Origin of the sequence: Nevskia ramosa DSM 11499, from assembly GCF_000420645.1 — a bacterium.
GTDB lineage: Bacteria > Pseudomonadota > Gammaproteobacteria > Nevskiales > Nevskiaceae > Nevskia > Nevskia ramosa.
The window spans coordinates 135,208-156,754 of sequence record NZ_ATVI01000005.1; the positions used below are offsets into that span (position 1 = coordinate 135,208).

The 21,547-nt window shown below is 66.6% G+C and carries 19 protein-coding genes; 17 read left to right on the forward strand and 2 right to left on the reverse strand.

The features are described 5' to 3' along the window. Positions 1 to 2: 2 nt before the first annotated feature. The 4 genes from G513_RS0101360 to G513_RS0101375 all read left to right on the forward strand — a co-directional run bounded on the left by G513_RS0101360 (position 3) and on the right by G513_RS0101375 (position 5,236). Positions 3 to 1,190 carry a geranylgeranyl diphosphate reductase gene (locus tag G513_RS0101360; RefSeq protein WP_022975032.1) on the forward strand — a complete coding sequence of 396 codons (1,188 nt, stop codon included), beginning with the start codon at positions 3 to 5 and terminating at the stop codon, positions 1,188 to 1,190. 26 nt (positions 1,191 to 1,216) lie between these two features. Further along, complete coding sequence (locus tag G513_RS0101365) at positions 1,217 to 1,480, forward strand: hypothetical protein (RefSeq protein WP_022975033.1); 264 nt, start codon at positions 1,217 to 1,219, stop codon at positions 1,478 to 1,480. Positions 1,481 to 1,745: 265 nt separating this feature from the next. Further along, positions 1,746 to 2,957: a transcriptional regulator PpsR gene (gene ppsR / locus G513_RS20775; protein WP_022975034.1), complete on the forward strand. Its 1,212-nt coding sequence runs from the start codon at positions 1,746 to 1,748 to the stop codon at positions 2,955 to 2,957. A 71-nt stretch (positions 2,958 to 3,028) separates the two neighbouring features. Then, positions 3,029 to 5,236: a GAF domain-containing protein gene (locus G513_RS0101375; protein ID WP_022975035.1), complete on the forward strand. Its 2,208-nt coding sequence runs from the start codon at positions 3,029 to 3,031 to the stop codon at positions 5,234 to 5,236. On the opposite strand, the gene G513_RS0101380 is transcribed toward G513_RS0101375, so the two are convergent. After that, the gene (locus tag G513_RS0101380; protein WP_211219589.1) at positions 5,209 to 5,868 is read right to left on the reverse strand and encodes a biliverdin-producing heme oxygenase; all 660 of its coding nucleotides are present in this window, start codon (positions 5,866 to 5,868) and stop codon (positions 5,209 to 5,211) included. The genes G513_RS0101375 and G513_RS0101380 overlap by 28 nt on opposite strands. After that, the gene (locus G513_RS0101385; protein ID WP_033417089.1) at positions 5,865 to 7,403 is read right to left on the reverse strand and encodes a serine aminopeptidase domain-containing protein; all 1,539 of its coding nucleotides are present in this window, start codon (positions 7,401 to 7,403) and stop codon (positions 5,865 to 5,867) included. Before G513_RS0101385 ends, G513_RS0101380 begins: the two co-directional genes overlap by 4 nt. A 129-nt stretch (positions 7,404 to 7,532) precedes the next feature. On the opposite strand from G513_RS0101385, the gene bchI reads away from it, so the two are divergent. From bchI to G513_RS20795, 13 genes are all read left to right on the forward strand, one after another. Beyond that, complete coding sequence (bchI, locus tag G513_RS0101390) at positions 7,533 to 8,558, forward strand: magnesium chelatase ATPase subunit I (RefSeq protein ID WP_022975038.1); 1,026 nt, start codon at positions 7,533 to 7,535, stop codon at positions 8,556 to 8,558. Positions 8,559 to 8,569: 11 nt separating this feature from the next. Continuing rightward, entirely contained in the window at positions 8,570 to 10,393 is a 1,824-nt protein-coding gene (locus G513_RS0101395) for a magnesium chelatase subunit D (protein WP_022975039.1), read from the forward strand. A gap of 4 nt (positions 10,394 to 10,397) precedes the next feature. Continuing rightward, complete coding sequence (locus G513_RS0101400) at positions 10,398 to 11,006, forward strand: DUF2946 family protein (RefSeq protein ID WP_245563050.1); 609 nt, start codon at positions 10,398 to 10,400, stop codon at positions 11,004 to 11,006. A 188-nt stretch (positions 11,007 to 11,194) separates the two neighbouring features. Beyond that, the gene (locus G513_RS24555) at positions 11,195 to 11,767 is read left to right on the forward strand and encodes a flagellar basal body-associated FliL family protein (RefSeq protein WP_022975041.1); all 573 of its coding nucleotides are present in this window, start codon (positions 11,195 to 11,197) and stop codon (positions 11,765 to 11,767) included. Positions 11,768 to 11,792: 25 nt separating this feature from the next. After that, positions 11,793 to 12,782, forward strand: a complete 990-nt coding sequence (fliM, locus tag G513_RS0101410; protein WP_022975042.1) for a flagellar motor switch protein FliM — start codon at positions 11,793 to 11,795, stop codon at positions 12,780 to 12,782. A gap of 8 nt (positions 12,783 to 12,790) precedes the next feature. After that, on the forward strand, positions 12,791 to 13,204 hold the full coding sequence (gene fliN, locus G513_RS0101415; RefSeq protein WP_022975043.1) for a flagellar motor switch protein FliN: 414 nt from the start codon (positions 12,791 to 12,793) through the stop codon (positions 13,202 to 13,204). A 17-nt stretch (positions 13,205 to 13,221) separates the two neighbouring features. Next, entirely contained in the window at positions 13,222 to 13,605 is a 384-nt protein-coding gene (fliO, locus tag G513_RS20785; protein WP_022975044.1) for a flagellar biosynthetic protein FliO, read from the forward strand. Positions 13,606 to 13,643: 38 nt separating this feature from the next. Beyond that, positions 13,644 to 14,348 (forward strand): flagellar type III secretion system pore protein FliP, encoded by a 705-nt coding sequence (gene fliP, locus G513_RS0101425; protein WP_366511646.1) that lies wholly within the window; start codon positions 13,644 to 13,646, stop codon positions 14,346 to 14,348. A 9-nt stretch (positions 14,349 to 14,357) separates the two neighbouring features. Continuing rightward, a complete protein-coding gene (fliQ, locus tag G513_RS0101430; protein ID WP_022975046.1) occupies positions 14,358 to 14,627 on the forward strand; it encodes a flagellar biosynthesis protein FliQ in 270 nt (89 codons plus the stop codon). A 115-nt stretch (positions 14,628 to 14,742) separates the two neighbouring features. Beyond that, a complete protein-coding gene (gene fliR, locus G513_RS0101435; RefSeq protein WP_022975047.1) occupies positions 14,743 to 15,516 on the forward strand; it encodes a flagellar biosynthetic protein FliR in 774 nt (257 codons plus the stop codon). A 3-nt stretch (positions 15,517 to 15,519) separates the two neighbouring features. Further along, positions 15,520 to 16,674 carry a flagellar biosynthesis protein FlhB gene (gene flhB / locus G513_RS0101440; protein ID WP_022975048.1) on the forward strand — a complete coding sequence of 385 codons (1,155 nt, stop codon included), beginning with the start codon at positions 15,520 to 15,522 and terminating at the stop codon, positions 16,672 to 16,674. A 103-nt stretch (positions 16,675 to 16,777) separates the two neighbouring features. Then, positions 16,778 to 20,464 (forward strand): PAS domain S-box protein, encoded by a 3,687-nt coding sequence (locus G513_RS24560; protein WP_245563075.1) that lies wholly within the window; start codon positions 16,778 to 16,780, stop codon positions 20,462 to 20,464. 95 nt (positions 20,465 to 20,559) lie between these two features. Continuing rightward, complete coding sequence (locus G513_RS20795; RefSeq protein WP_022975050.1) at positions 20,560 to 21,534, forward strand: hypothetical protein; 975 nt, start codon at positions 20,560 to 20,562, stop codon at positions 21,532 to 21,534. Positions 21,535 to 21,547: the final 13 nt, after the last annotated feature.

Here is a 21,547-nt window from a genome sequence, read left to right on the forward strand (position 1 = left end):
CGATGATGCAAGCAGAGACCTGGGATGTCGTCGTCGTCGGTGGCGGGCCGTCCGGCGCAACCGCAGCCGATGAGCTTGCCAAGCGCGGACGCAAGGTGCTGCTGCTCGATCGCGATGGCCGGATCAAGCCTTGCGGCGGCGCGATTCCGCCGCGCGCGATCCGCGACTACCAGATTCCCGATGCGATGCTGGTCGCGAAAATCCGCTCCGCGCGGATGGTGTCACCGAGTGCCAAGAGCGTCGACATTCCGATCGACAACGGTTTCGTCGGGATGGTCGATCGCGCCGACTTCGATGAATGGCTGCGCGTCCGAGCCGAAACGCACGGTGCCGAACGCCGTACCGGCAGCTTCGAGACGATGACGCGGGACAGCGACGGTATCGCGCTGATCCAGTACCGGCCGCGCAATGGCGACGCGCAGCAGGTTCGCGCCCGAACCGTGATTGGTGCCGACGGCGCGAAGTCGCTGATCGCCCGCCAGCAGATCCCGGGTGCCCGGAAGATGAAGTTCGTGTTCGCCTATCACGAGATCATCCGTGCGCCGAAGCAGCTGGCCGTCGATTACGACGCCAGCCGCTGCGACGTCATCTATCGCGGATCCCTGTCGCCGGATTTCTATTCCTGGGTGTTCCCGCACGGCGATACGGTCAGCGTCGGCACCGGCAGCGCCCACAAGGGTTTCTCGATGCGTTCCTCGGTCAGCACGCTGCGCGAAACCAGCGGGCTGGACCAGTGCGAAACCCTGCGCCGCGAAGGCGCGCCGATTCCGATGAAGCCGCTCGCCCGCTGGGACAACGGCCGCGATGTCGTGCTCGCAGGTGACGCCGCCGGTGTCGTTGCGCCGGCGTCTGGCGAAGGCATCTATTACGCGATGCTCGGCGGGCAGCTCGCCGCCGAAGCAGTCGAAGCGTTGCTCGCAACCGGCGATGTCCGTGCCTTGAAACTGGCGCGCAAGCGCTTCATGCGTGAACACGGCACAGTGTTCTGGGTGCTCGGCATCCTGCAGTGGTTCTGGTACGGCAGCGAACGCCGCCGCGAAAGCTTCGTGAAGATCTGCGAGGACCGCGACGTGCAGAAGCTGACTTTCGATTCCTACATGAACAAGAAACTCGAACGGAAGAAACCGATGGCTCACGTGCGCATCTTCTTCAAGGATCTCGCTCACCTGTTCGGCTTGGCGCGGGCCTGAGGACGGTACGTCACGCGCCGCGCACCATGAACGAATTCTTCGCCAGCGGCCTAGCCGTCGATCTGGTGTTGATGCTGATGGCGGCCGAAGCAGTCCTGCTGCTCGCGCTCCACCGCTACGCCGGCCGTGGTCCGCCACCGGCCGATCTGATCGCCAACCTGCTGTCCGGCTTCTGTCTGCTGCTGGCCTTGCGCGCAGCGATCGCCGGTGCGCCCTGGCCCTGGCTGGCGCTGGCGCTCAGTGGTTCGCTGATCGGCCATCTGGTCGACCTGAAACGTCGCTGGGCTTGAGCCTCGACGGCTTTCCCGAGCGAGTGGGCTGTAATCACTCGCTTTCCGGCTCTGACGCCTTCGTGTACCTTCGCGGGTGTTCCTGTGTCGCCAAATGGCGGCCCGGACCAACCAGACACCGGCCCTTCACGGCCGATTCGCACGTTCCGGTTGAAAATCGGATTTCCGGCTTAACCGCTTGCCGTGTTCGAACGATCTCGAGGCCTCGCGACGTGTTCTCTGTTGTCACTGCCGACTGTGCTTGCGGCTCCTCGGGAGCTGCAGCATGAGCGTGCGTGATCCTCGCGAAGTACACGATCTGGCGGCGCTGTCGACGCTGGCGCCGGAACTGGCGGAAATGCTGGTCTCGGTGGCCAGTGACATCGCCCTGGTCATCGACGATCAGGGCGTGATCCAGCGCATCGCGCTCGGTGGCAGCGAGCCGGTGAAGACCATGGCCGACGAATGGGTGGGCCGCCATCTGGCCGACACCGTCACCCTCGAAACCCGCAAGAAGGTCGAGCAATTGCTCGCCGATGTCGCCGCCACCGGCTTGTCCCGTTCACGGCAGGTCAATCATCCGTCGCCGCTGGGTCTCGACGTGCCGATGGCGTATTCCGCCGTCCGCCTCGGCCAGGCTGGTCCGATGCTGGTCGTCGGCCGCGACATGAGCGTGGTCTCGGCGATGCAGCAACGCTTGGTGCATGCGCAGGCCGAGATGGAGCGCGACTATTGGCAGCGGCGGCAGAGCGAAACCCGCTATCAGCTGCTGTTCCAGATCGCCACCGATGCGGTGCTGGTCGTCGATGCCACGTCGCTGAACGTGATCGATGCCAATCGTTCGGCGGCGCGGCTGTTCGGTCTGAGCCTCGATCAGCTGATCGGCAAGCGTGCCACCGTGCCGCTGCATGAAGATTCGCGCGAGGCGGTGCTTGAATTGTTTGCCTCCGCCAAGCTCAACGGTCGCGCAGCGGAAACCGACGCCGTGCTGTCGGAGCATCGCGGCATGGTGCGGGTTTCGATCACGCCGCTGCGCACTGAAGCCAGCACCGCCTTGCTGATGCGGGTGAAGAGCATCGATCCGCAATGGCAGGTGCCGCAGGCAAACGCCAAGCTGCAATCGCTGATGGCGATGAGCCCGGATGCCATCGTCGTCACCGATGCCGATGGCCTGGTGCAGATGGCCAATCCGGCGTTCACCGCGCTGGCCCAGATCGCAGCACCTGCGGCTGCCGTCGGCCGGTCGCTGGGCGAATGGCTCGGTGTCACTTCGGACGATCTCGCCTTGTTGATGAACAGTCTGCGCCGCGATGCCGTCGCCCAGCGCATCGCCACCACCGTCCGGGGCGAACAGGGGCGGCTGATCGCGGTGGAACTGTCCGGCACCTGCCTGCGCGAGGATGACGAAGAATCATTTGGCTTCATCCTGCGTCCGGGTTACGGTAGCGGCGCCGTGCGGATGCCCGGCCTCGAACCGCCGGATCCGTCGATTCATTAAAACTCTTACGGACTAGCGGGCATCGCCTGTTGGGGCTTGGTGGGGGCCTCTAGTTCGGAGACGCAAGACGGATGAATGAAGCGCTCGCGAGTCCGCCGTTCGGCGAAGCCACGCTCAGCAATTGCGAGCGCGAGCTGATCCATCTCGCGGGCTCGATCCAGCCGCATGGCGTGCTGCTGACGCTCGCCGAACCTGCTCTCACCATCGTCCAGGCGAGCAGCAATGTCGTCTGCCTGTCGGGTCGGCCGTTGATGGCGCTGCTGGGCCAGTCGGCGAGCCAGCTTGGCGGCAATCTGTTGGCCAAAGTCCGCGCGGCGCTGGTTGCCGATCTGTCCGAGCCGGCACCGCTGCGCTGCACCGTCGATGGCGCCGCTGGCCGCGTCCTGCTGGAAGGCACGCTGCATCGCGCCCCGCATGGCGGGCTGGTGGTCGAGCTGGAACTCGCGCAGCAGGATGCCGACACCGCCTACAACCTGCGCTATGAATCAGCGAAGCCGGTGACCCAGGCCGCCATAGCCCAGGCCGTGAAGAAGTTCAGCAGTGCGCCGACCATCGCCTTCCTGTCCGAAGCCGTGGTGCATTGCGTACGCGAGACCACCGGCTACGACCGGGTCATGGTCTACAAATTCGATCCTGACGGTCATGGCGAAATCATCGCCGAGGCCCGCGATACCAACCTCGATTCGTTGCTCGGCCATCACTATCCGGCCACCGATATCCCGCAGCGCGCCCGCGAGCTGTACATCCGCAACCGGGTGCGGGTGCTGGTCGACGTCCATTACGAACCGGTGGCGATCGTGCCGCGGCAGTTGCCGGACGGCAGCGAGCTGGACATGTCGCTGTGCCACCTGCGCAGCATGTCGCCGCTGCACCTGCAGTACCTGAAGAACATGGGCGTGACCGGCACCCTGGTGGTGTCGCTGGTGCGCGAGGGCAAGCTCTGGGGGCTGATCGCCTGCCATCACTATTCGCCGCGCTACGTGCCGTATACCTCGCGCGCCGCGCTGGAATTGCTCGCCGAGGTGATCTCGACGCGCATCGCCGCGATCGAGAATTACGTGCAGTCGCAGGTCGAAGTGCTGGTCAAGCGCCTGGAGCTGCGGCTGATCGAAGCGACCTCCACCGATGGCGACTGGCGCAACGCGCTGTTCCGCAATTCACGCACCTTGCTGACGCCGGTCGATGCCACCGGCGCGGCGCTGTTCCACGACGGCGAGATCATGACCGCCGGCGATGTGCCGTCGACCCCTGATCTGCGTGCGCTGCTGGCCTGGGTATCGGCGCAACCGGGCGAGGGCGGCGTCTACACCTGTGCTTCAGTAGTCCGTCGCAACCCGGAATTCGCGTCGATGGCAGCCACTGCGAGCGGCGTCATGGCGGTGCCGCTGTCGCCATCGCGGCCGGACTGGCTGATGTGGTTCCGCAAGGAGCAGCCCTGTGAGTACACCTGGGCTGGCGATCCGGCCAAGCCGCTGCTCAATGACGATCCGCTGACCCTGTCGCCGCGCCGTTCGTTCGCGGCCTGGTCGGAGATCGTCCGCGGCACGGCGGCACCGTGGACGCGCGCTGAGGAAGTTCTGGCGAAGGCGATCGGCCAGTCGCTGAGCGACATCATTCTGCAAATCCAGGCAGTGCGGCTGCTGATTGCCCAGCATCAGCTGAATCTGGTGCGTTCGCAGGTCGGCAACTCCAAAGACCCGGTGATCATCGCCGACCCGGCCGGCCGGATCCTGTACTCGAACGAAACTTTCCAGCGCCTGCCCGGCAGCCCTGCCGCCACGCTGAGCACGCTGGACGATCTCGGTGGCCTGTTTCTCGAGCCCGGTGAAGTCCGGGCGATGCTCAAGCGCCTGCAGCAGGAGCGCCTGCCCTGGCGCGGCGAGGCCGGGCTGGTGACTTCCGGCGCCGCGCCGCTGCCGATCGGCATTCGTGCCGATGTGGTACCGGGGCAGGGCAGCAGCATCCTCGGCTTCATCGTCATCCTCAGCGATCTCACCGTACGTCAGCAGACCGAATCGGCTCGCCAGCATTTCGAGACCACGATGCTGCAGGCCGAACGCGATCTCGCGGCTAGCGAAGGCGGTTCTCAGCTGCGCGAGCCGGATGAAGTGATCGGCGCGATCCTCGCCAACGCCAACGTTGCCGCGATGGAGATTTCCGATGCGATCGGCGACGGCGGCGCCGTGCCGCTGCTGCGCGAACTGGAAACCTCGACCCAGCGCGCCGCTGCGCTGTATCGCCGGCTGCGCCGTTACGCCAGTGGCAAAGGCGAACGCTGAGCCAGATCGCAGTCGACGCCCAGCGCCCTGAACAGATCGCCATGCCAGCGGAAGCCGAGACAGGCTTCGTCGACGATCCGGCTCAGTGCCGTTTCCGGCAACACGATGCGATCCAGTCCTTCGCGGAAGCGCTGCCCGAGTACCGCCGCCCCAGGCGACGGAAACGCATAGAAGGCAGTGCCCTGATCGCCATCGAGCACCAGCGCGCGACCAACGACGCGCGCCAGCATCTGGCCGCCGGCCAGATCGCCGAGATAGCGGACATAGGCGTGAGCGACGAGGCCTGGCGCATCGAGTTGCAGCAGGTGGGCCTGATAGACCTCGGCAGCTTCCTGCAGCGGCAGCGATGACCAGCTCGCACCCTGCAGTGTGACCAGATCCGCTTCCAGCGCTGGCAGGCGCGCGAGCACGGGATCGAAGATGCAGGCGATCACCGGATCTTCGGCAAGCGTCGGCAGCCGTGCTTCCAGTGCCGCATAGATCGGCTGCAGATTGCGCAGCAGCAGGCAGTAGCCGGCGCGATCGAGCTTGCCGCGCAGCAGAGTCGCGATCAGCGGACTGCTTTCGACTTCACGATGCAGGCTGGCCGTCGCAGACCGCAGACGGGTCGCCAAGCCCATTGAAAGAGTCATCGGCTGACCACCGGAAAGCTCACCGCGATCAGCCAGCCGAACAGCAGCGCATTGCTGAAGGCCGCGATCAGCGGCTGACCGCTGCGGCGTCCCACCCAGCCGCCCAGCAAACCAAAAACGATGAACAGCAGCAGGATCACCGGCACGATGATGATCAGGAAAAACAGCTCGCCCAGGTTCAGCGCCACGGCCAGCAGCAGCGAGGCGAGCAGCAGCGCCTTGGTCAGCGCATAGCCGCCCTTCACAGGCCGCGCGCCGCGGGTGATCCATTCGTCGATGAGGAAGAACGGCAGCAGGCCGACGACCATTGCCGCGATCAGCGGCAGTCGCATCGCGATCGGCTTCACCGAAGCTACCCAGCCATCGAGCGCGAAGCCGAAGGCCAGCGTTGTGCCCGCAGTCACGGCCAGCAGGCTCAGCCAGATCCGGCCATCAAAGCTGGCGAAGCTCGGCAGCCGATGCCCGCGTCGCCAGAGCAGCATCGCCATCAGCAAGCCATAGAGCGCGAAGTGCATCGCCAGATAGCCGCCCAGCAGCAGCGGCAGCCAGTCGTGCGGCAGCGGCCACAGCAGCAGGGGCGTGGCGATCGCCGGCAGGCCGGCGATGTGCAGCAAGTCCCGGTGGCCGAGTGCCAACCCCAGCGACGGTGCCGAGGACGCCGGCAGCCGCGAAGCCAGCGGCCAGGCGAGCAGGATCAGCCCGCCGAACAGCAGCGCCAGCGCGCCGCCGCGGGTATCGCGCCAGGCGCCAGCCGGCCGATCGAACACCTGGGCCAGCCAGGCGACTGCGGCATCGAGACTGTCGCGCGCATACAGCACGCCGATGTGTTCGGCGCCGCGCGCCAGCACCAGGCGTCGCGCGCTGCCGTCGTCGAAGCGACCGTAGGTGAAGTCTGTTTTCGGCATGCCACCTGCGGTTTCGGTGAGGCTGGCAAAGCCTTCGTCGATCAGGGCCTGGGCTTCCAGCGCGCCATCGATGATCAGCAGATTGCGCGGCGCGGTGGTCGTCGCGCGTGGCACGAACAGCGATACGGCAATGGTCGCCGCCAGCCGCGGATCGTCCATGCCGACCTGGACCACGACATCGGAGGCCATCGAATGGCCGAGCAGCGCCACCCGGCCGTCGACCTGCGGCAAGCTCCGCGCATGGGCGACGACCTGCTTCAGCGCGTCGATCAAGGCCGCCGACATCGTCGACTGATCGACGAGCCCGCCCGGCAGCGGCAAGGGATTGCGACCGTGGCCGGGGAAATCGAAGGTGATGGCGATCTGGCCGGCGTGCGCCAGCGTGGTCGCGAACGGCTGCATCAATTGCTGCGAGCCGGCGAAGCCATGGGCGATCACCACCGCCGGGCCCGGCTTGCCGTCGGCCGGGGCGTAGATGGTGATCGGAATGCTGCCGACGACGCTGCGGGTCACGGTCAGACCCTGGCGGGTCTCGCGCAATTGCAGGATCGCGGACACGATCATCACCAGCGCCAGCACAGCAGCCGCAGCCTGTAGCAGCGGCAGGCGCAAAGAGTTCGGGGAGGACATGCGGCAGTCTCGCCGACGCCCGCCAGCCTCGCAACAAACGGCCGTGGCTTGCTGCGCCTTTGGTAAAGTCTTGCTGACGTTCGCTTGTCATGACACTTTTCCGGCACATCGCTACGAGGACCGCCGCGCATGCCCCTGCCGTTCCCGTTTTCGGCCATCGTCGGCCAGGAAGAAATGAAGCTGGCGCTGCTGATCGCGGCAGTCGAGCCGGCGATCGGCGGCGTCATGGTGTTCGGCGACCGCGGCACCGGCAAATCGACCGCAGTGCGTGCGCTCGCCGCGTTGTTGCCGCCGATGGAAGCGGTGATCGGCTGCCCGTATCACTGCGCGCCGGACGATCCGTCCGAGGCCTGCCAGACCAGCCTCGCCAAACTTGGCGACGGGAAGAAGAAGACCCACAAGGTGCCGGTGCCGGTGGTCGATCTGCCGCTGGGCGCCACCGAGGACCGCGTGGTTGGCGCGCTCGATCTCGAAAAGGCGCTGGCCCAGGGCATCAAGGCGTTCGAGCCGGGCCTGCTGGCACGCGCCAATCGCGGCTTCCTGTATGTCGATGAAGTGAACCTGCTCGAAGATCACCTCGTCGACCTGCTGATCGATGTCGCGGCCTCGGGCGAGAACGTCGTCGAGCGCGAAGGCCTGAGCATTCGCCATCCCGCGCGCTTCGTGCTGATCGGCAGCGGCAACCCGGAAGAGGGCGAGCTTCGGCCGCAGTTGCTCGATCGCTTCGGCCTGTCGGTCGAGGTATCGACGCCGACCGATCTCGCGCTGCGGATCAGCGTCGTCCGCCGCCGCGATGCCTTCGAGCGCGACCGCGCCGCATTCATCGCCGAATGGCAGAAGGAGGACGACAAGGTCCGCCGCCGGATCGTCGCTGCCCGCAAGCGCCTCGACACCGTGACCGTGCCGGATGCGGTGCTGGAACGCGCCGCCAGCCTGTGCCTGAGCCTCGGCACCGATGGCCTCAGAGGCGAGCTGACCTTGATGCGCGCCGCCCGCGCGCTGGCTGCGCTCGATGGCGATGCGACGGTCGGTGATCGCCATCTGCGGCGCATCGCGGCGCCGAGCCTGCGTCATCGTCTGCGCCGCAATCCGCTCGACGATGCCGGTTCGACGGTTCGGGTCGAACGCGCCGTCGCCCAGTTGTTCGGCGCCTGAGCGACAAGGTCATGTCGTCGCCAGACGACGAGTTCCTGCAGGCACGCCACGACGACGCGGTCTCGGCTGCCGCGCTGTTCGCGGTCGATCCGGCGAGCCTCGGCGGCGTTGCCTTGCGGTCGCTTCCCGGCCCGGCGCGCGACGCCTGGCTGCAACTGCTTCGCGGCTGGCTGCCGGCGGCTGCACCGTGGCGGAAAGTGCCGCTGAATATCGCCGATGGTCGTCTGCTCGGTGGCCTGGATCTGTCGGCGACCTTGGCGGCCGGTCGGCCGATCGCCGAGCGCGGCCTGCTTGGCGAGGCCGATGGCGGCGTGCTGCTGCTGACCATGGCCGAGCGACTGAGCACCGGCACCGTCGCCCGCATCGCCGCCGTGCTCGATGACGGCGAACTGCGGCTGGCGCGCGAAGGCATCGTCGGTGCGGTGCCGGCTCGGCTCGGCGTGGTCGCGCTCGATGAAAGCCTGGAGCCCGACGAAGCGCTGGCGCCGGCGCTGCTCGATCGCCTGGCGTTTGCGCTCGATTTCGATGGCCTGCGCCGCATTGACGCCAGCAACAGCGGGATTGATGCGGAAGCGATCGCTGCGGCGCGCGTGCTGCTGCCCGAAGTACGGTTGCCGGAAGCGTTGATCGACGCGCTGGCCCATACCGCCATCGCCCTCGGCATCGCTTCGCTGCGCGCGGTCTGGCTGGCGTCGCGCGCGGCGCGCATTGCCGCGGCGCTCGATGGCCGCGCGCTCGCCAATGAGGCGGATGCCGCGATCGCCAGCCGTCTGGTGCTGGCACCGCGGGCAACGCGGCTGCCGGTCAACGAACCTCAGCCCGAGCAACCCGAAGAAGCGCCATCGGAGCCGGGCGAGGCCGATGCGCCACCGCCGGAATCTTCGTCGTCACCGGATCAGGAGCAGCCTCCTCAACAACCACACGATGTCGATCAAGCGATGCAGGACGTAGTCCTCGCCGCCGCTGCCGCGGCGATTCCGCCGAACCTGCTGGCGCAGCTGAAGGCCGGCGGGCAGGGCGGCAAGGCGCGGGCGTCGGGCAAATCCGGTGCGCTGCAGAAAGCGGCGACGCGCGGCCGGCCGGCCGGTGCGCGGCGCGGCGAGCCGCGTGCCGGCCAGCGGCTGGCGATCATCGATACCTTGCGGGCGGCAGCGCCGTGGCAGCGCTTGCGGCGACAGGAACTGCTGATGCGTGGCAAGGGCGACGGCAGTACGCCGCGGGTGCTGGTCCGTCGCGAGGATTTCCACGTCGCGCGGCTCGAACAGCGGCGCGAGACGACCACCATCTTCGTCGTCGACGCCTCGGGCTCGTCGGCGCTGAACCGGCTGGCCGAAGCGAAAGGCGCGGTGGAACTGCTGCTGGCCGATTGCTATGTGCGCCGCGATCGGGTCGCGGTGATCGGCTTTCGCGGTGCGATCGCCGAACTGCTGTTGCCGCCGACGCGTTCGCTGGTTCGCGCCAAGCGCAGCCTCGCCGGCCTGCCGGGCGGGGGCGGCACGCCGCTGGCAACGGCGCTCGATGCGGCGATCGAACTCGCCGACGCGATTCGCCGCCGTGGCGAAACGCCGGGCATCGTGCTGATGACCGATGGCCGCGCCAACATCGGCCGCGACGGTGCGCCGGGCCGGGCACAGGCCGAGGCCGATGCGCTGGCCGCGTCGCGCCGGCTGCGCGCCTCCGGACATGCGACGCTGTTCGTCGATACCTCACCGCGCCCGCAGGCGGCAGCGGCGAAACTGGCTGGCGAGATGGCGGCGTTCTACCTGCCCTTGCCACAGGCCGATGCCCGCCAGTTGTCCGCCGCCGTACGCGCCGTCACGCCTGCCAATCGTTGATCCGATGACTGAACCTTCAGTAGAGCCCAGTATCGAACCCTGGGCCCAGCGCGCGATGCTGCGCTGGCCGAACGTGCCGCATCTCTATGGCTGGCTGCGGCTGGATCGGCGTGGCCGCTGGCTGATCAAGGACGAAGTGATCAGCCGGCCGCAGATCGTCGACACCATCAATGCGAATTACGTCGCCGACGAGCGCGGCGCCTGGTATTTCCAGAACGGACCGCAGCGCGGTTATGTCGCGCTCGATGCCGCGCCTCTGATGTTGAGCGCGCCGGCGGAAGGCGATGCGCTGAGCACGCATCTCGGCACGCCGGCTGGCGACGTTCTGCGCGCAGCAATCGACGAGCACGGCGGGCTCTGGCTGCTCACTGCGCGTGGTCCCGGCTGGCTCACCGATCGCGATCTGGACTGGGCCTTGCAGCGCCTGGTGTCGGATCAAGGGCTGGTCGATGAATCACGTCTGGCAGCGGTGCTGGCCTTGTCGCCGGGTGCCGCGACCGGGCTGGCGATCGCGCTTCAAGCTCAGCGCCTGGCGCTGGAGCGGATCGACGAGGCCGGCGTTCCGGCGGCGTTCGGTTTCCTGCGCGAACCGGAAGCGCCGGCCACGCCCTGAAACCTGCAGAAAGCGGCGCCGCATTTCCGTCGCGGTTTTCTGCGGGCCCGTCCGCACGCCGCGCAGTCAAATTTCCGACGGCTCGCGACACGGGTAAAAAGCCATCAGGAACAATGGCTTGATGTCGGCCTGTCAGTGGCACAGCGGTTGCAAAACAGTCTGCAGATCCCGCAGACGAGCATCCGCACATGGCAGCCGCCACCCCAGCCGAGGCCCCCGCAGCAGCCGCGCCGAAGAAAAGCGCAGTGCTGATTCCGATCATCGGCGCCGCCCTGCTGTCGGCGGCCTTGTCCGGTGCGGCCGTGTTCTTTCTGGCACCGAAGCCGGCCGCTGCGCCGGCGCATGAGCAAGGTGCCGAAGCCGGTGTCGAAGCGGCCGCCGAAGGTCATGGCGAAGCTGCAGCCGAAGGCCATGACGCGGGCGACAAGGACGGCAAGAAAGGCGCGGCCAACTATCTGCCGCTGACGCCGGCCTTCGTCGTCAACATCAATGACGGCGACGCCAGCCACTTCCTGCAGGTGGAGATCGAACTGTCGGCCCGCAGTGCGGCCGTGGTCGACGCGCTGAAGCTGCACAACGCCCAGATCCGCAACGCGCTGCTGATGCTGCTTGGCGCCCAGAGTTCGGCCGATGTCGCCAGCCGCGAAGGCAAGGAAGCGCTGCAGAAGAAGGTGCTCGAGGAAGTCCAGCGAATCCTGACCAAGGAGACCGGCAAGCCCGGTGTCGACGCGGTCTATTTCACCAGCTTCGTCATGCAGTAAGCCCGCTTCAAGCCCGGACGCGACCATGCAAGACTTGCTTTCACAAGACGAAATCGACGCGCTGCTGCACGGCGTCGACAGCGGCTCGGTCGCCACCGAAGCGCCGCCGGCCGCGCCGGGCGAAGCGCGTTCGTTCAACTTCGCGACCCAGGACCGCATCGTCCGCGGCCGCCTGCCGACTCTGGAAATGATCAACGAGCGCTTCGCGCGCCTGTTCCGCATCGGCCTGTTCAACATGCTGCGTCGCTCGCCGGAGTTGTCGGTCGTCGGCATCGAGATGGCCAAGTTCAGCGAGTACACCCATTCGCTGCTGGTGCCGACCAGCCTGAACCTGGTGCGGGTCAAGCCGTTGCGTGGCACGGCGCTGTTCATCTTCGAGCCGCGCCTGGTCTATTCGGTGGTCGAGAATTTCTTCGGTGGCGACGGCAAGATCGCCACCAAGATCGAAGGCCGCGAGTTCACACCGACCGAGATGCGCGTCGTCCAGTTGCTGCTGCGTCAGGCCTTCAACGATCTGCAGGAAGCCTGGTCACCGGTGATGGACCTCGACTTCGAATACATGAATTCGGAAGTCAATCCGCACTTCGCGAACATCGTGTCGCCGTCCGAGATTGTCGTGGTGTCGCGCTTCCGCATCGAGCTGGAAGGCGGTGGCGGCGATCTGCACATCACGTTTCCGTATTCGATGATCGAGCCGATCCGCGATCAACTCGATACCGGCCTGCAGTCCGATCGTGTCGAGAAGGACGAGCGCTGGACGCAGAGCCTGCGCGAGCAGCTGCAGGACGCCGAAGTCGAGATTGGCAGCCAGCTGGCCACGCTCAACCTCAGCGTCCGCGAACTGCTGCAGCTCAAGCCCGGTGATGTGCTGCCGGTGAACCTGCCGAAAACCATCGATCTCTGCGTCGAGGACATGCCGGTGTTCAAGGGCACGTTCGGCCTGTCGCACGGCAACAACGCCGTCCGCATCACCGAAGTGATCCGCCGCGGTCCGCGCAGCAGCACCGTGCACTGATCGCCGCCATGAGCACCACGCCCAGCAACCCTTTCAGCACCGCCCCCAAGCAGGACGACCCGATGAGCACGACCCCCCAGAGCGGCACCAGCAAGGACTACGCCCGCGCCAGCTTCCAGAACCTGGAAGGCAGCGCCGCCAACGCCGGAGGCCTCGGAAACGAGTTCAATCTCGACGTCATTCTCGACGTCGCCGTGACCCTGTCGATGGAAGTGGGCCGCGCCCGCATCCCGATCCGCAACCTGCTGCAGCTCAACCAGGGCTCGGTCGTCGAACTCGAACGCGCCGCTGGCGAGCCGCTCGATGTCTACGCCAACGGCACCCTGATCGCCCATGGCGAAGTGGTGGTCGTCAACGAGAAATTCGGCGTGCGCCTGACCGATGTGGTCAGCCCGGCCGAACGCATCCGCAAGCTGAAGTAAGCGCGCCGCAGCTTTCGATGAGCACTGCTGCGGAAGCAACGATGACCAGCACGGCGCTGCCCAGCCTGGGTCAGACGGCGCTGTCGCTGATCGTGGTGCTGGGCCTGATCTTCGCGCTCGCCTGGCTGCTCAAGCGCGTGCAGGGCGTGCGCCTTGGCGGCCCGGCCAATCTGCGCATCCACGCCGGTCTGCAGGTAGGGCCGAAGGAGAAGGTGCTGATGATCGAAGCGGGTGGTCAGCATTTGCTGATCGGGGTGTCGGCGGGTGGCGTCAATACCTTGCACGTGTTTGCCGAAGCCCCGATTGCTCCGGCCGCTGGCAGCGACCAGCCGCAGCCGCCGATTGTCTCAGCGTTTTCCGATGCGCTGAAGCGCGCGCTCGGCCAGGCACCGAAGTCATGATCCGCAAGCTGCTGACCGCAGTCGCACTGCTGCTGCCGATGGCCGACGTATTGGCTCAGACCAAGGGCCTTCCGGCATTGAACGTGTCGCCCGCACCAGGCGGTGGCCAGAACTACAGCCTGAGCCTGCAAGTGCTGTTGATGATGACGGCGCTGACCCTGCTGCCGGCCGGCCTGCTGGCGATGACGGCGTTCACGCGGATCGTCGTCGTGCTGGGCCTGCTGCGACAGGCGCTCGGCACCGGTGCCACGCCGTCGAACCAGATCCTCGTCGGCCTGTCGCTGTTCCTCACCTTCTTCGTCATGCAGCCGGTGTTCGAGAAGGTCTACGACAACGCCGCCAAACCCTATCTCGATGGCGAGCTGGCTTTCGAGCCGGCGCTGAAAGCAGCCGCCGTTCCGATGCGCGGCTTCATGCTGGCGCAGACCCGCGAAGCGGATCTGATGAGCTTCTCGAAGATCGCCGGCAACGGTCCCTATGCCAGCGCCGACGACGTGCCGTTCACCGTGCTCGCCGCCGCCTTCCTGACCAGCGAGCTGACCACTGCGTTCCAGATCGGCTTCCTGCTGTTCATCCCGTTCGTGGTCATCGATCTGGTCATCGCCAGCGTACTGATGAGCCTCGGCATGATGATGCTGAGCCCGGTGATCATCTCGCTGCCATTCAAGCTGATGCTGTTCGTGCTCGTCGATGGCTGGTCGCTGGTGATGGGCACGCTGGCCGCCAGCTTCGTCGTCAACTGAGTTCGCGCCATGACTCCCGAGACCGTACTGACGACCGGATCGCAAGCCCTTCAACTCGTGTTGATGCTCGCAGCGCCGCTGCTGCTGACCGCGCTCGCCGTCGGCGTGCTGATCGGCGTGTTCCAGGCCGCGACCCAGATCAACGAACAGACCCTGAGCTTCATCCCGAAGCTGCTGTCGACGGCCGTCGTGCTGGTGTTCACCGGGCCGTGGATGCTGCGCCTGCTGACCGAGTTCACGCGGCGGCTTTATGAAAGCATTCCTGCGCTTATTCATTGAGCGCGGAGATGCCATCCATGGCGAGACCTTGCCTATATCCCCACCCCCAGCCCGGCCATCCATGGCCGGGCTGGGGGTGCAGCGAGCAGTGCTCGCAAAGCGCTCCGTTTCACCCATGACCTTCTCCGACGCCCAGATCATCGGCTGGCTGGAAAGCTGGTTCTGGCCGCTGGTGCGCATCGGCGGCGTGCTGGCGATCGCGCCGGTGCTCGGTGCCCGCGTGGTGCCGGTGCGCATCCGCGTGGTGCTGACCGTGCTGCTGACCCTGGTGATGGCGCCGACGATGCCCACGCCGCCCTACCTGGCGCCGTTCGAAGCCGGCTGGTGGCTGGAGATCGGCAAGCAGATGGTCATCGGCGTGGCGATGGGCTTCGTGCTGATGCTGGTGTTCGAGGCGGTGGTCATGGCTGGCGAGCTGATCGCCTACGGCATGGGGCTGTCGTTCGCCCAGCTCGTCGACCCCTTGCGCGGTGCCGGCACGCCGGTGGTGGGCCAGTTGCTGATGGTGCTCGGCACCTTGCTGTTCCTGTCCACCGGCGGCCATCTGCGGCTGATCGAAGCGCTGCACGCAAGTTTCGTCAGCATGCCGGTCGGTGGTCCCGGGCTGAACGCCGACAACTTCCTCGCACTGGCGCGCTGGGGCGGCAGTCTGTTTGCCGGCGGCGTGCAGATCGGCCTGCCGGTGGTGATCGCGCTGCTGCTGGTCAATCTGGCGTTCGGCGTGATGAGCCGCTCGGCGCCGGCCTTGTCGGCCTTGTCGGTCGGCTTTCCGATCGCCCTGGCGGCCGGCCTGGTGCTGCTGCGCTTCAGCCTGCCGGGGCTGGCGGCAGTGATGGCGCGGATGCTCGACGACAGCTACGCGCTGCTCGCCACCCTGTTCGGAGGCTGATCGATGTCCGACAGCGCCCAGGAAAAGAACCTACCCGCTACCGAGAAACGCAAGCGCGAAGCCCGGGAGAAAGGACAACTTCCGCGTTCGCGCGAACTGAGCACGGCGGTGGTAATGGGCGTTGGTGCTGCCTTGATCACCGGCTACGGCGCCAAGGTCGGTGCCAGTGCCTACGAGGCGATGAGCCGCTCGCTGAGCTTTGATGCGGCGATCTTGGCCGACCCCGGCCTGATGCCGAAGATGCTGTTGTCCGGCTTCGGCGCCGGGCTGGCGATCGTCGCGCCGATCCTGTTCGCGACGTTGTTCGCGGCCTTGGTCGCGCCGATGCTGATCGGTGGCTGGAACCTGAGCTGGAAGGCTGCGCAACCGGATTTCAGCCGGCTCAATCCGGTCACTGGTCTGGGCCGTCTGTTCTCCGGTAATAGCGTGGTCGAGCTGAGCAAGAGCATCGCCAAGTTCTGCCTGGTCGGCCTGGTCTCTGGCATCGCCTGGTGGGGTTTGCGCGGGGAGCTGCTATCGCTGGCGATGGAGCCGGCACGACAGGCGATCGGCCACGGGCTGGCGATGGTCGCGTCGACGTTCATGTGGATGGTTGCTTCGCTGGCGCTGATCGCGGCGATCGATGTGCCCTGGCAGATTTTCAGCAATGCCAAGCGCCTGAAGATGTCGCGCCAGGAAGTGCAGCAGGAGTACAAGCAGAGCGAAGGCAGCCCGGAAGTGAAGGGCCGCATTCGCCGCCTGCAGCAGCAGATGTCGCAGCGCCGGATGATGGAAAAGCTGCCCGGCGCCGATGTCATCGTCACCAACCCCACGCATTACGCGGTGGCGTTGAAGTACACGGCCGGCGGCAAGAAGGCACCCGTGGTGATCGCCAAGGGTGTCGATACCGTCGCCGCCGCGATCCGCGAACTGGGCAAGGCGCACGGCATCACCCTGATCGAAGCGCCGCCGCTGGCCCGCGCGCTGTATCGCGGCTGCGATCTCGACGAGGAAATTCCCACCGCGCTCTACGCCGCCGTCGCCCAGGTGCTGACCTATGTCTACCAGCTCAAGGCCTGGCGCGGCGGCGAGCGGCCGCTGGTGCCGAAGGTCGGCGATGTGCCCGGTGGCGAGCCGGATCCGCTGCCGGATGCTCGACCGGAGCCACCGGCCGCCTGAGCGCCGCTGCACTTGCTGGAACAGGAACTGCAGCAGGCGGATCAGCGCCGTAATTACGGCACCCGAGAGTTGCGATGAATCTGCCGATTCCGCGTTGCCCGCCGTGATCGCCGCCTTCCAGGACGCCGAACCGGCCGTGGCTCGCGGACTGTTGTCGGCCAGCCGTGATCGAATCCTGGTGATGACGGCGATGCTGGTCGGCCTGCTGATGCTGAGTTCGGCGCTGGCCCTGCCGGCGCAGCCCCAGGTGATGGCCTGGGAGCCTCAGGCATTCGTCGCCAGCGGCAGCCTGATGCTGCTGACCGCATTGCTGTTCTCGCAGCGCCGCATGCCCTATGCAGTGGCCGCCGCGCTGACCCTCGGCATCACCATCAGCATGCTGCTGCTCAGGGTGGCGATGGTGTTCATCGACGACACCTTTGCCGACGGTACGCACAGCCTGTTCATGCCGGTATACGCGTACTACACGGTGGTCTACCTGATGCTGGCCATCCTGCTGCCGGACACGGCGTCGATGCGCTGCAGCGTCGCCGCCTGGTTGGCACTGGCGAGCCTGGTCACTGCCGGCAGCTTGTCGCTGCTCGACGCCGAGCCGCCGCGGCCGTTCCTGATGGCGACCCTGATCTACGTCTGGCTCGGTCACGGCCTGTTCGTCGCGCTGCTGACGGGCTGGACCCGGCAGCAACGAGCGCTGGTTGAAGCCCACGCCCGGCTGGCCGAGATCGAACGCGCTGGCCGGCTGTCGGCGCTGGCCAGCGAGCAGCGCTTCCGGATCGTCTTCGAGCAGTCCACCGCCGGCGTCGGCCTGATCGGCGCCGACGGCTGCTGGCAGATCGCCAGTGACCGCATGGCCGAGCTGACCGGCTACACCGTGCAGGAGCTGCAGGGCATGTCGCTGCTGTTGCTGCTGGTTCCCGAAGCGCGCGAGGCTGCCCGCCAGAGGCTCGACCACTTCATCAACGGCGAACAGACGCGCCATTCGGTCGAGCGGCAGTGGCTGCGTCGCGACGGCGGCCTGACCTGGGTCAGCCTGCATTTCGAGCGGGTCCCCGGCTCGGCCGAACTGCCGACGGCAGCGGTGGTGATGGCGATCGACATCAGCGCACGCAAGAAGGCCGAGCAGGAGACGCAGGCGCTGCAACGGATCCGCGATTTCCATTTCGAGCATCTGCCGCTGGCGATGATCGAATGGGACCGCGACCTGCGGGTACGCCGCTGGTCGAAGCAGGCGGAAGTCATGCTCGGTTGGCCGGAAGAAGCGGTGGTCGGGCGAACCTTGCACGAAGTGGGCGTACTCGATGCCGACGAGGCCGAAAACCACGCGCAGGTGATGCGCGAATTCCTGACCGGCCAGCGCACTGCGGTCGAAAGCCTGCGCCACACCCGCCACCGGGACGGCCATCTGGCCTGGTACCGCTGGCACAGTCACTCGCTGGCCGGTGCCGATGGCAAGCCGGAATTCTTCTTCACCGCCGGATTCGATGTCACCGAATTCCTGGCCAACAATCTGCGGCTCGACGAGAACCGCCGCGAACTGCGCGCGATCTTCGAGCAGGCGGCGGTCGGTATCGCGATGCTGGATTCCCAAGGCCACTGGCTGACCGTCAACCGCCGCTTCTGCGAGATTCTCGGCCGCAGCGAAGCGGAGCTGTTGAGCAGCGATTTCCAGTCGATCACCCATCCGGAGGACGTGGCGCTCGATGTCGCCCAGGCCGAGGCGGTGGCTGCCGGCAAGCTGCCTGGCTACGTGATGGAAAAGCGCTATCTGGGCCCGGATGGCGGCATCATCTGGGTCCGCCTGCATGTCGGTCGCATCGATGCCACCGCGACCACGTCGATGCGTTTCGTCTCCGTGATCGAGGACATCGGCGAGCGCAAACACGCCGAACAGCAGGCGCTGGAGCATCAGCGGATTCGCGACTTCCATTTCAACAACACGCCGCTGGCGGTCATCGAATGGACGCCGGATCTGAAGGTCAAGCGCTGGTCCCTGCATGCAGCCGAGATGTTTGGCTGGAGCGAGGCTGAAGTCCTCGGCAAGAACTTCTTCGATTGGCGCTTCGTTCACGACGACGATCTGGGCCGCATCGGCGTCGAGACCGCAGCGATCTTCGATAGCCCGTCGGCGATCATCCAGACCACCTGCCGCAACTATCACCGCGACGGCCGTCCCATCTGGTGCCAGTGGCACAGTTCGATACGGCGCGGCGCCAACGGCGAAGTGCAATCGGTCCTGTCGATGGCCAGCAACGTCAGCAACGAACAGGAAACACTGGCGGCACTGCGCGACAGCCAGACGCGCTTCCAGGGCATCTTCGAGCAGGCCGCGGTCGGCATCGCGATGATCGATGCGCAAGGCAACTGGTTGATGGTCAACCAGCGCTTCCGGGAGATCGTCGGCTACGGTGCCGAGGAACTGCTGCAGCACCGCTGCGAGGAAATCACCGATCCCAAGGATCGCGCGGCCGAGGCCGTCGAACGCGCCCGCCTGGTCGCCGGCGAGATCGACGACTACAACTTCGTCAAGCGCTATCGCCATCACGATGGCAAGCCGGTCTGGGTATCGCTGTACGCGCGCCGGCTCGACGATGGCAGCACCGGTGACAATGTGCGCCTGTCGCTGGTGGTGGTCGACATCACCGAACAGCGTCACGCCGAAGCGCAGATCAAGCGCCTCAATGCCGATCTCGAGAAGCGTGTCACCGAGCGCACCCGCCAGCTCAACGACACCGTGCACAGCTGGGTCGAACGCAATCAGGAACTGAGCCTGCTGAACAAGATGACCGGCCTGCTGGCCGCCGCCATCGACAGCGGCGAGGCCTACCGCATCATCGGCGACTATCTGCCGCGCCTGTTCAACGGCTACGGCGGCGCGCTCTGGCTCGGCGACGGCAAGAACCCTTCATTCCCGATCATTGCCGAGTGGGGCTCTCGCAAGCCGGTACCGGAGATGCTGAGCACCGAGGACTGCTGGGCGCTGCGCCGCGGTCAGCTGCTGCGCATCGACGATCCGAGCCATCCGCACCTGTGCCCGCATCTCGATGGCCGCACCGATGGCCAGGAACCGCACACCTGCGTGCCGATCACCGCGCTCGGCAGCCCGGTCGGCCTGATCCATCTCGGCTGGTCGGAGCGCATCGGCAGTCTGGTGACGCCGCCGGACGAGGCGCTGCTCGGCTCGGTGGTCGAGCAGATCGGCCTGGCGATCGGCAACGTCCGGCTGCGCGAGGAACTGCGCCGCCAGGCGATCCGCGATCCGCTCACCGGCCTCTACAACCGCCGCCATTTCGACGAACTGCTGCGCGCCCGGATGACCGAGCACGATCGCAGCGGACGTGGCTTCTCGGTGCTGATGATCGACATCGATCACTTCAAGCGGATCAACGATCAGCACGGTCACGAGACCGGCGACGAAGTGTTGCGCGAAACCGCGAAGCACCTGCAGGAATCGGTACGCGCGGGCGAAGCCGCGTTCCGTTTCGGTGGCGAGGAGTTCGTGCTGCTGATCGACGACGGTGACCGCCCGGACGGCAGCCAGGCGCTGCAGTGCGCCGAGCGCGTCCGCCGCGAGATCGCCGAACTGCGCGTGCATTGCCAAGGCCGCATCCTGCCGCCGGTCACGGTGTCGATCGGCGTTGCTGGCTATCCGCGCGATGTCGAGCGCCAGGTCAGCCCGCTGCAGCGCGCCGACGGCGCGCTGTACACCGCCAAACGCACCGGCCGCAATCGGGTCTGCAGCGCAGGTGCGGTGCCAGGCCAGGAAGTTGCGGTGGGGCTGGTCAAGCGCTAACGCTTTCGACCGTTCTTGCGCCTCCCGTGCGGTGCTAGATTCGAGGTTCCGCCGAACACAGTTTCGGCATCGGCCTTGACCCTGGGGAGGAATACATGGGACCGATCACGCTACGAACACTGCTGGCTGCGCTGCTGAGCCTTGCGGCGCTGCCGCTGGCCGCCGCACCGATCACCGACGTTTCGAACAACTACGTCTACACGACCGTCGACATGCCCGGCGCGGGTTCGATCACCGCGGTCAACGGCCTCAACGATTTCGGCCGCTTCGTCGGCGTCTATGACGATGCCGCCGGCAACTACCATGCGTTCCAGGGCCGGATCGGCGCGGCGACCCTGGTGAGGGTCGACTATCCCGGCGCGGTGCAGACCTTTCTGATCAGCATCGCCAAAGATGGTGCAATGGCCGGCACCTGGTTCGATACCGGCGGCGCCCAGCACGGCTTCGTGCTGCGCAATGGCCGCTACACCAGCATCGACATCCCGCAGGCGGCCGCGAAGACCAAGGCGAAGTTCGAGCTGGGTGCGGGGCTGGGCTCCTCGGTCTACGGGCTCAACACGCTCGGTGACGTGGTCGGCCAGTACGCCGACAAGCGCAGCGTCGGCCACGGTTTCCGCTTGCGCAGCGGCATCGTCGAAACCATCGACGCGCCCGACGCCGGCAACGGGCAGGGCTTCGATCTCGGTGGCACCAACGTCGTGCGGATCAGCGAAGACGGCACCATGGCCGGCTATTACCAGCAGCTGAAGCCGGCGCTGCGGATCGGCTTCGGCCGCCATGGCTTCGTGCTGCGCGGCGGTCGCTTCGAGATCGTCGACGCGCCGCAGGCGGTGTTCACGCAAGTGCTCGGCCTGTCCAACGATGGCTGCGTGACCGGCGTCTACGCCACGCTCGCCAGCCTGACCCTGGGCCGCGGCTTCGTTTATTGCGGCGGTCGTTACAGCCGCATCCTGCATCCGGACGGCTTCACGTCGACCTCGGTGGCCAGCCGCAATGTCAGCGGCGTGCTGAGCGGCGAATACGCCGGCGCCGACAATCGCACGCACGGTTTCATCGCCATACCGAAGTAGGCGTCGCAGATTT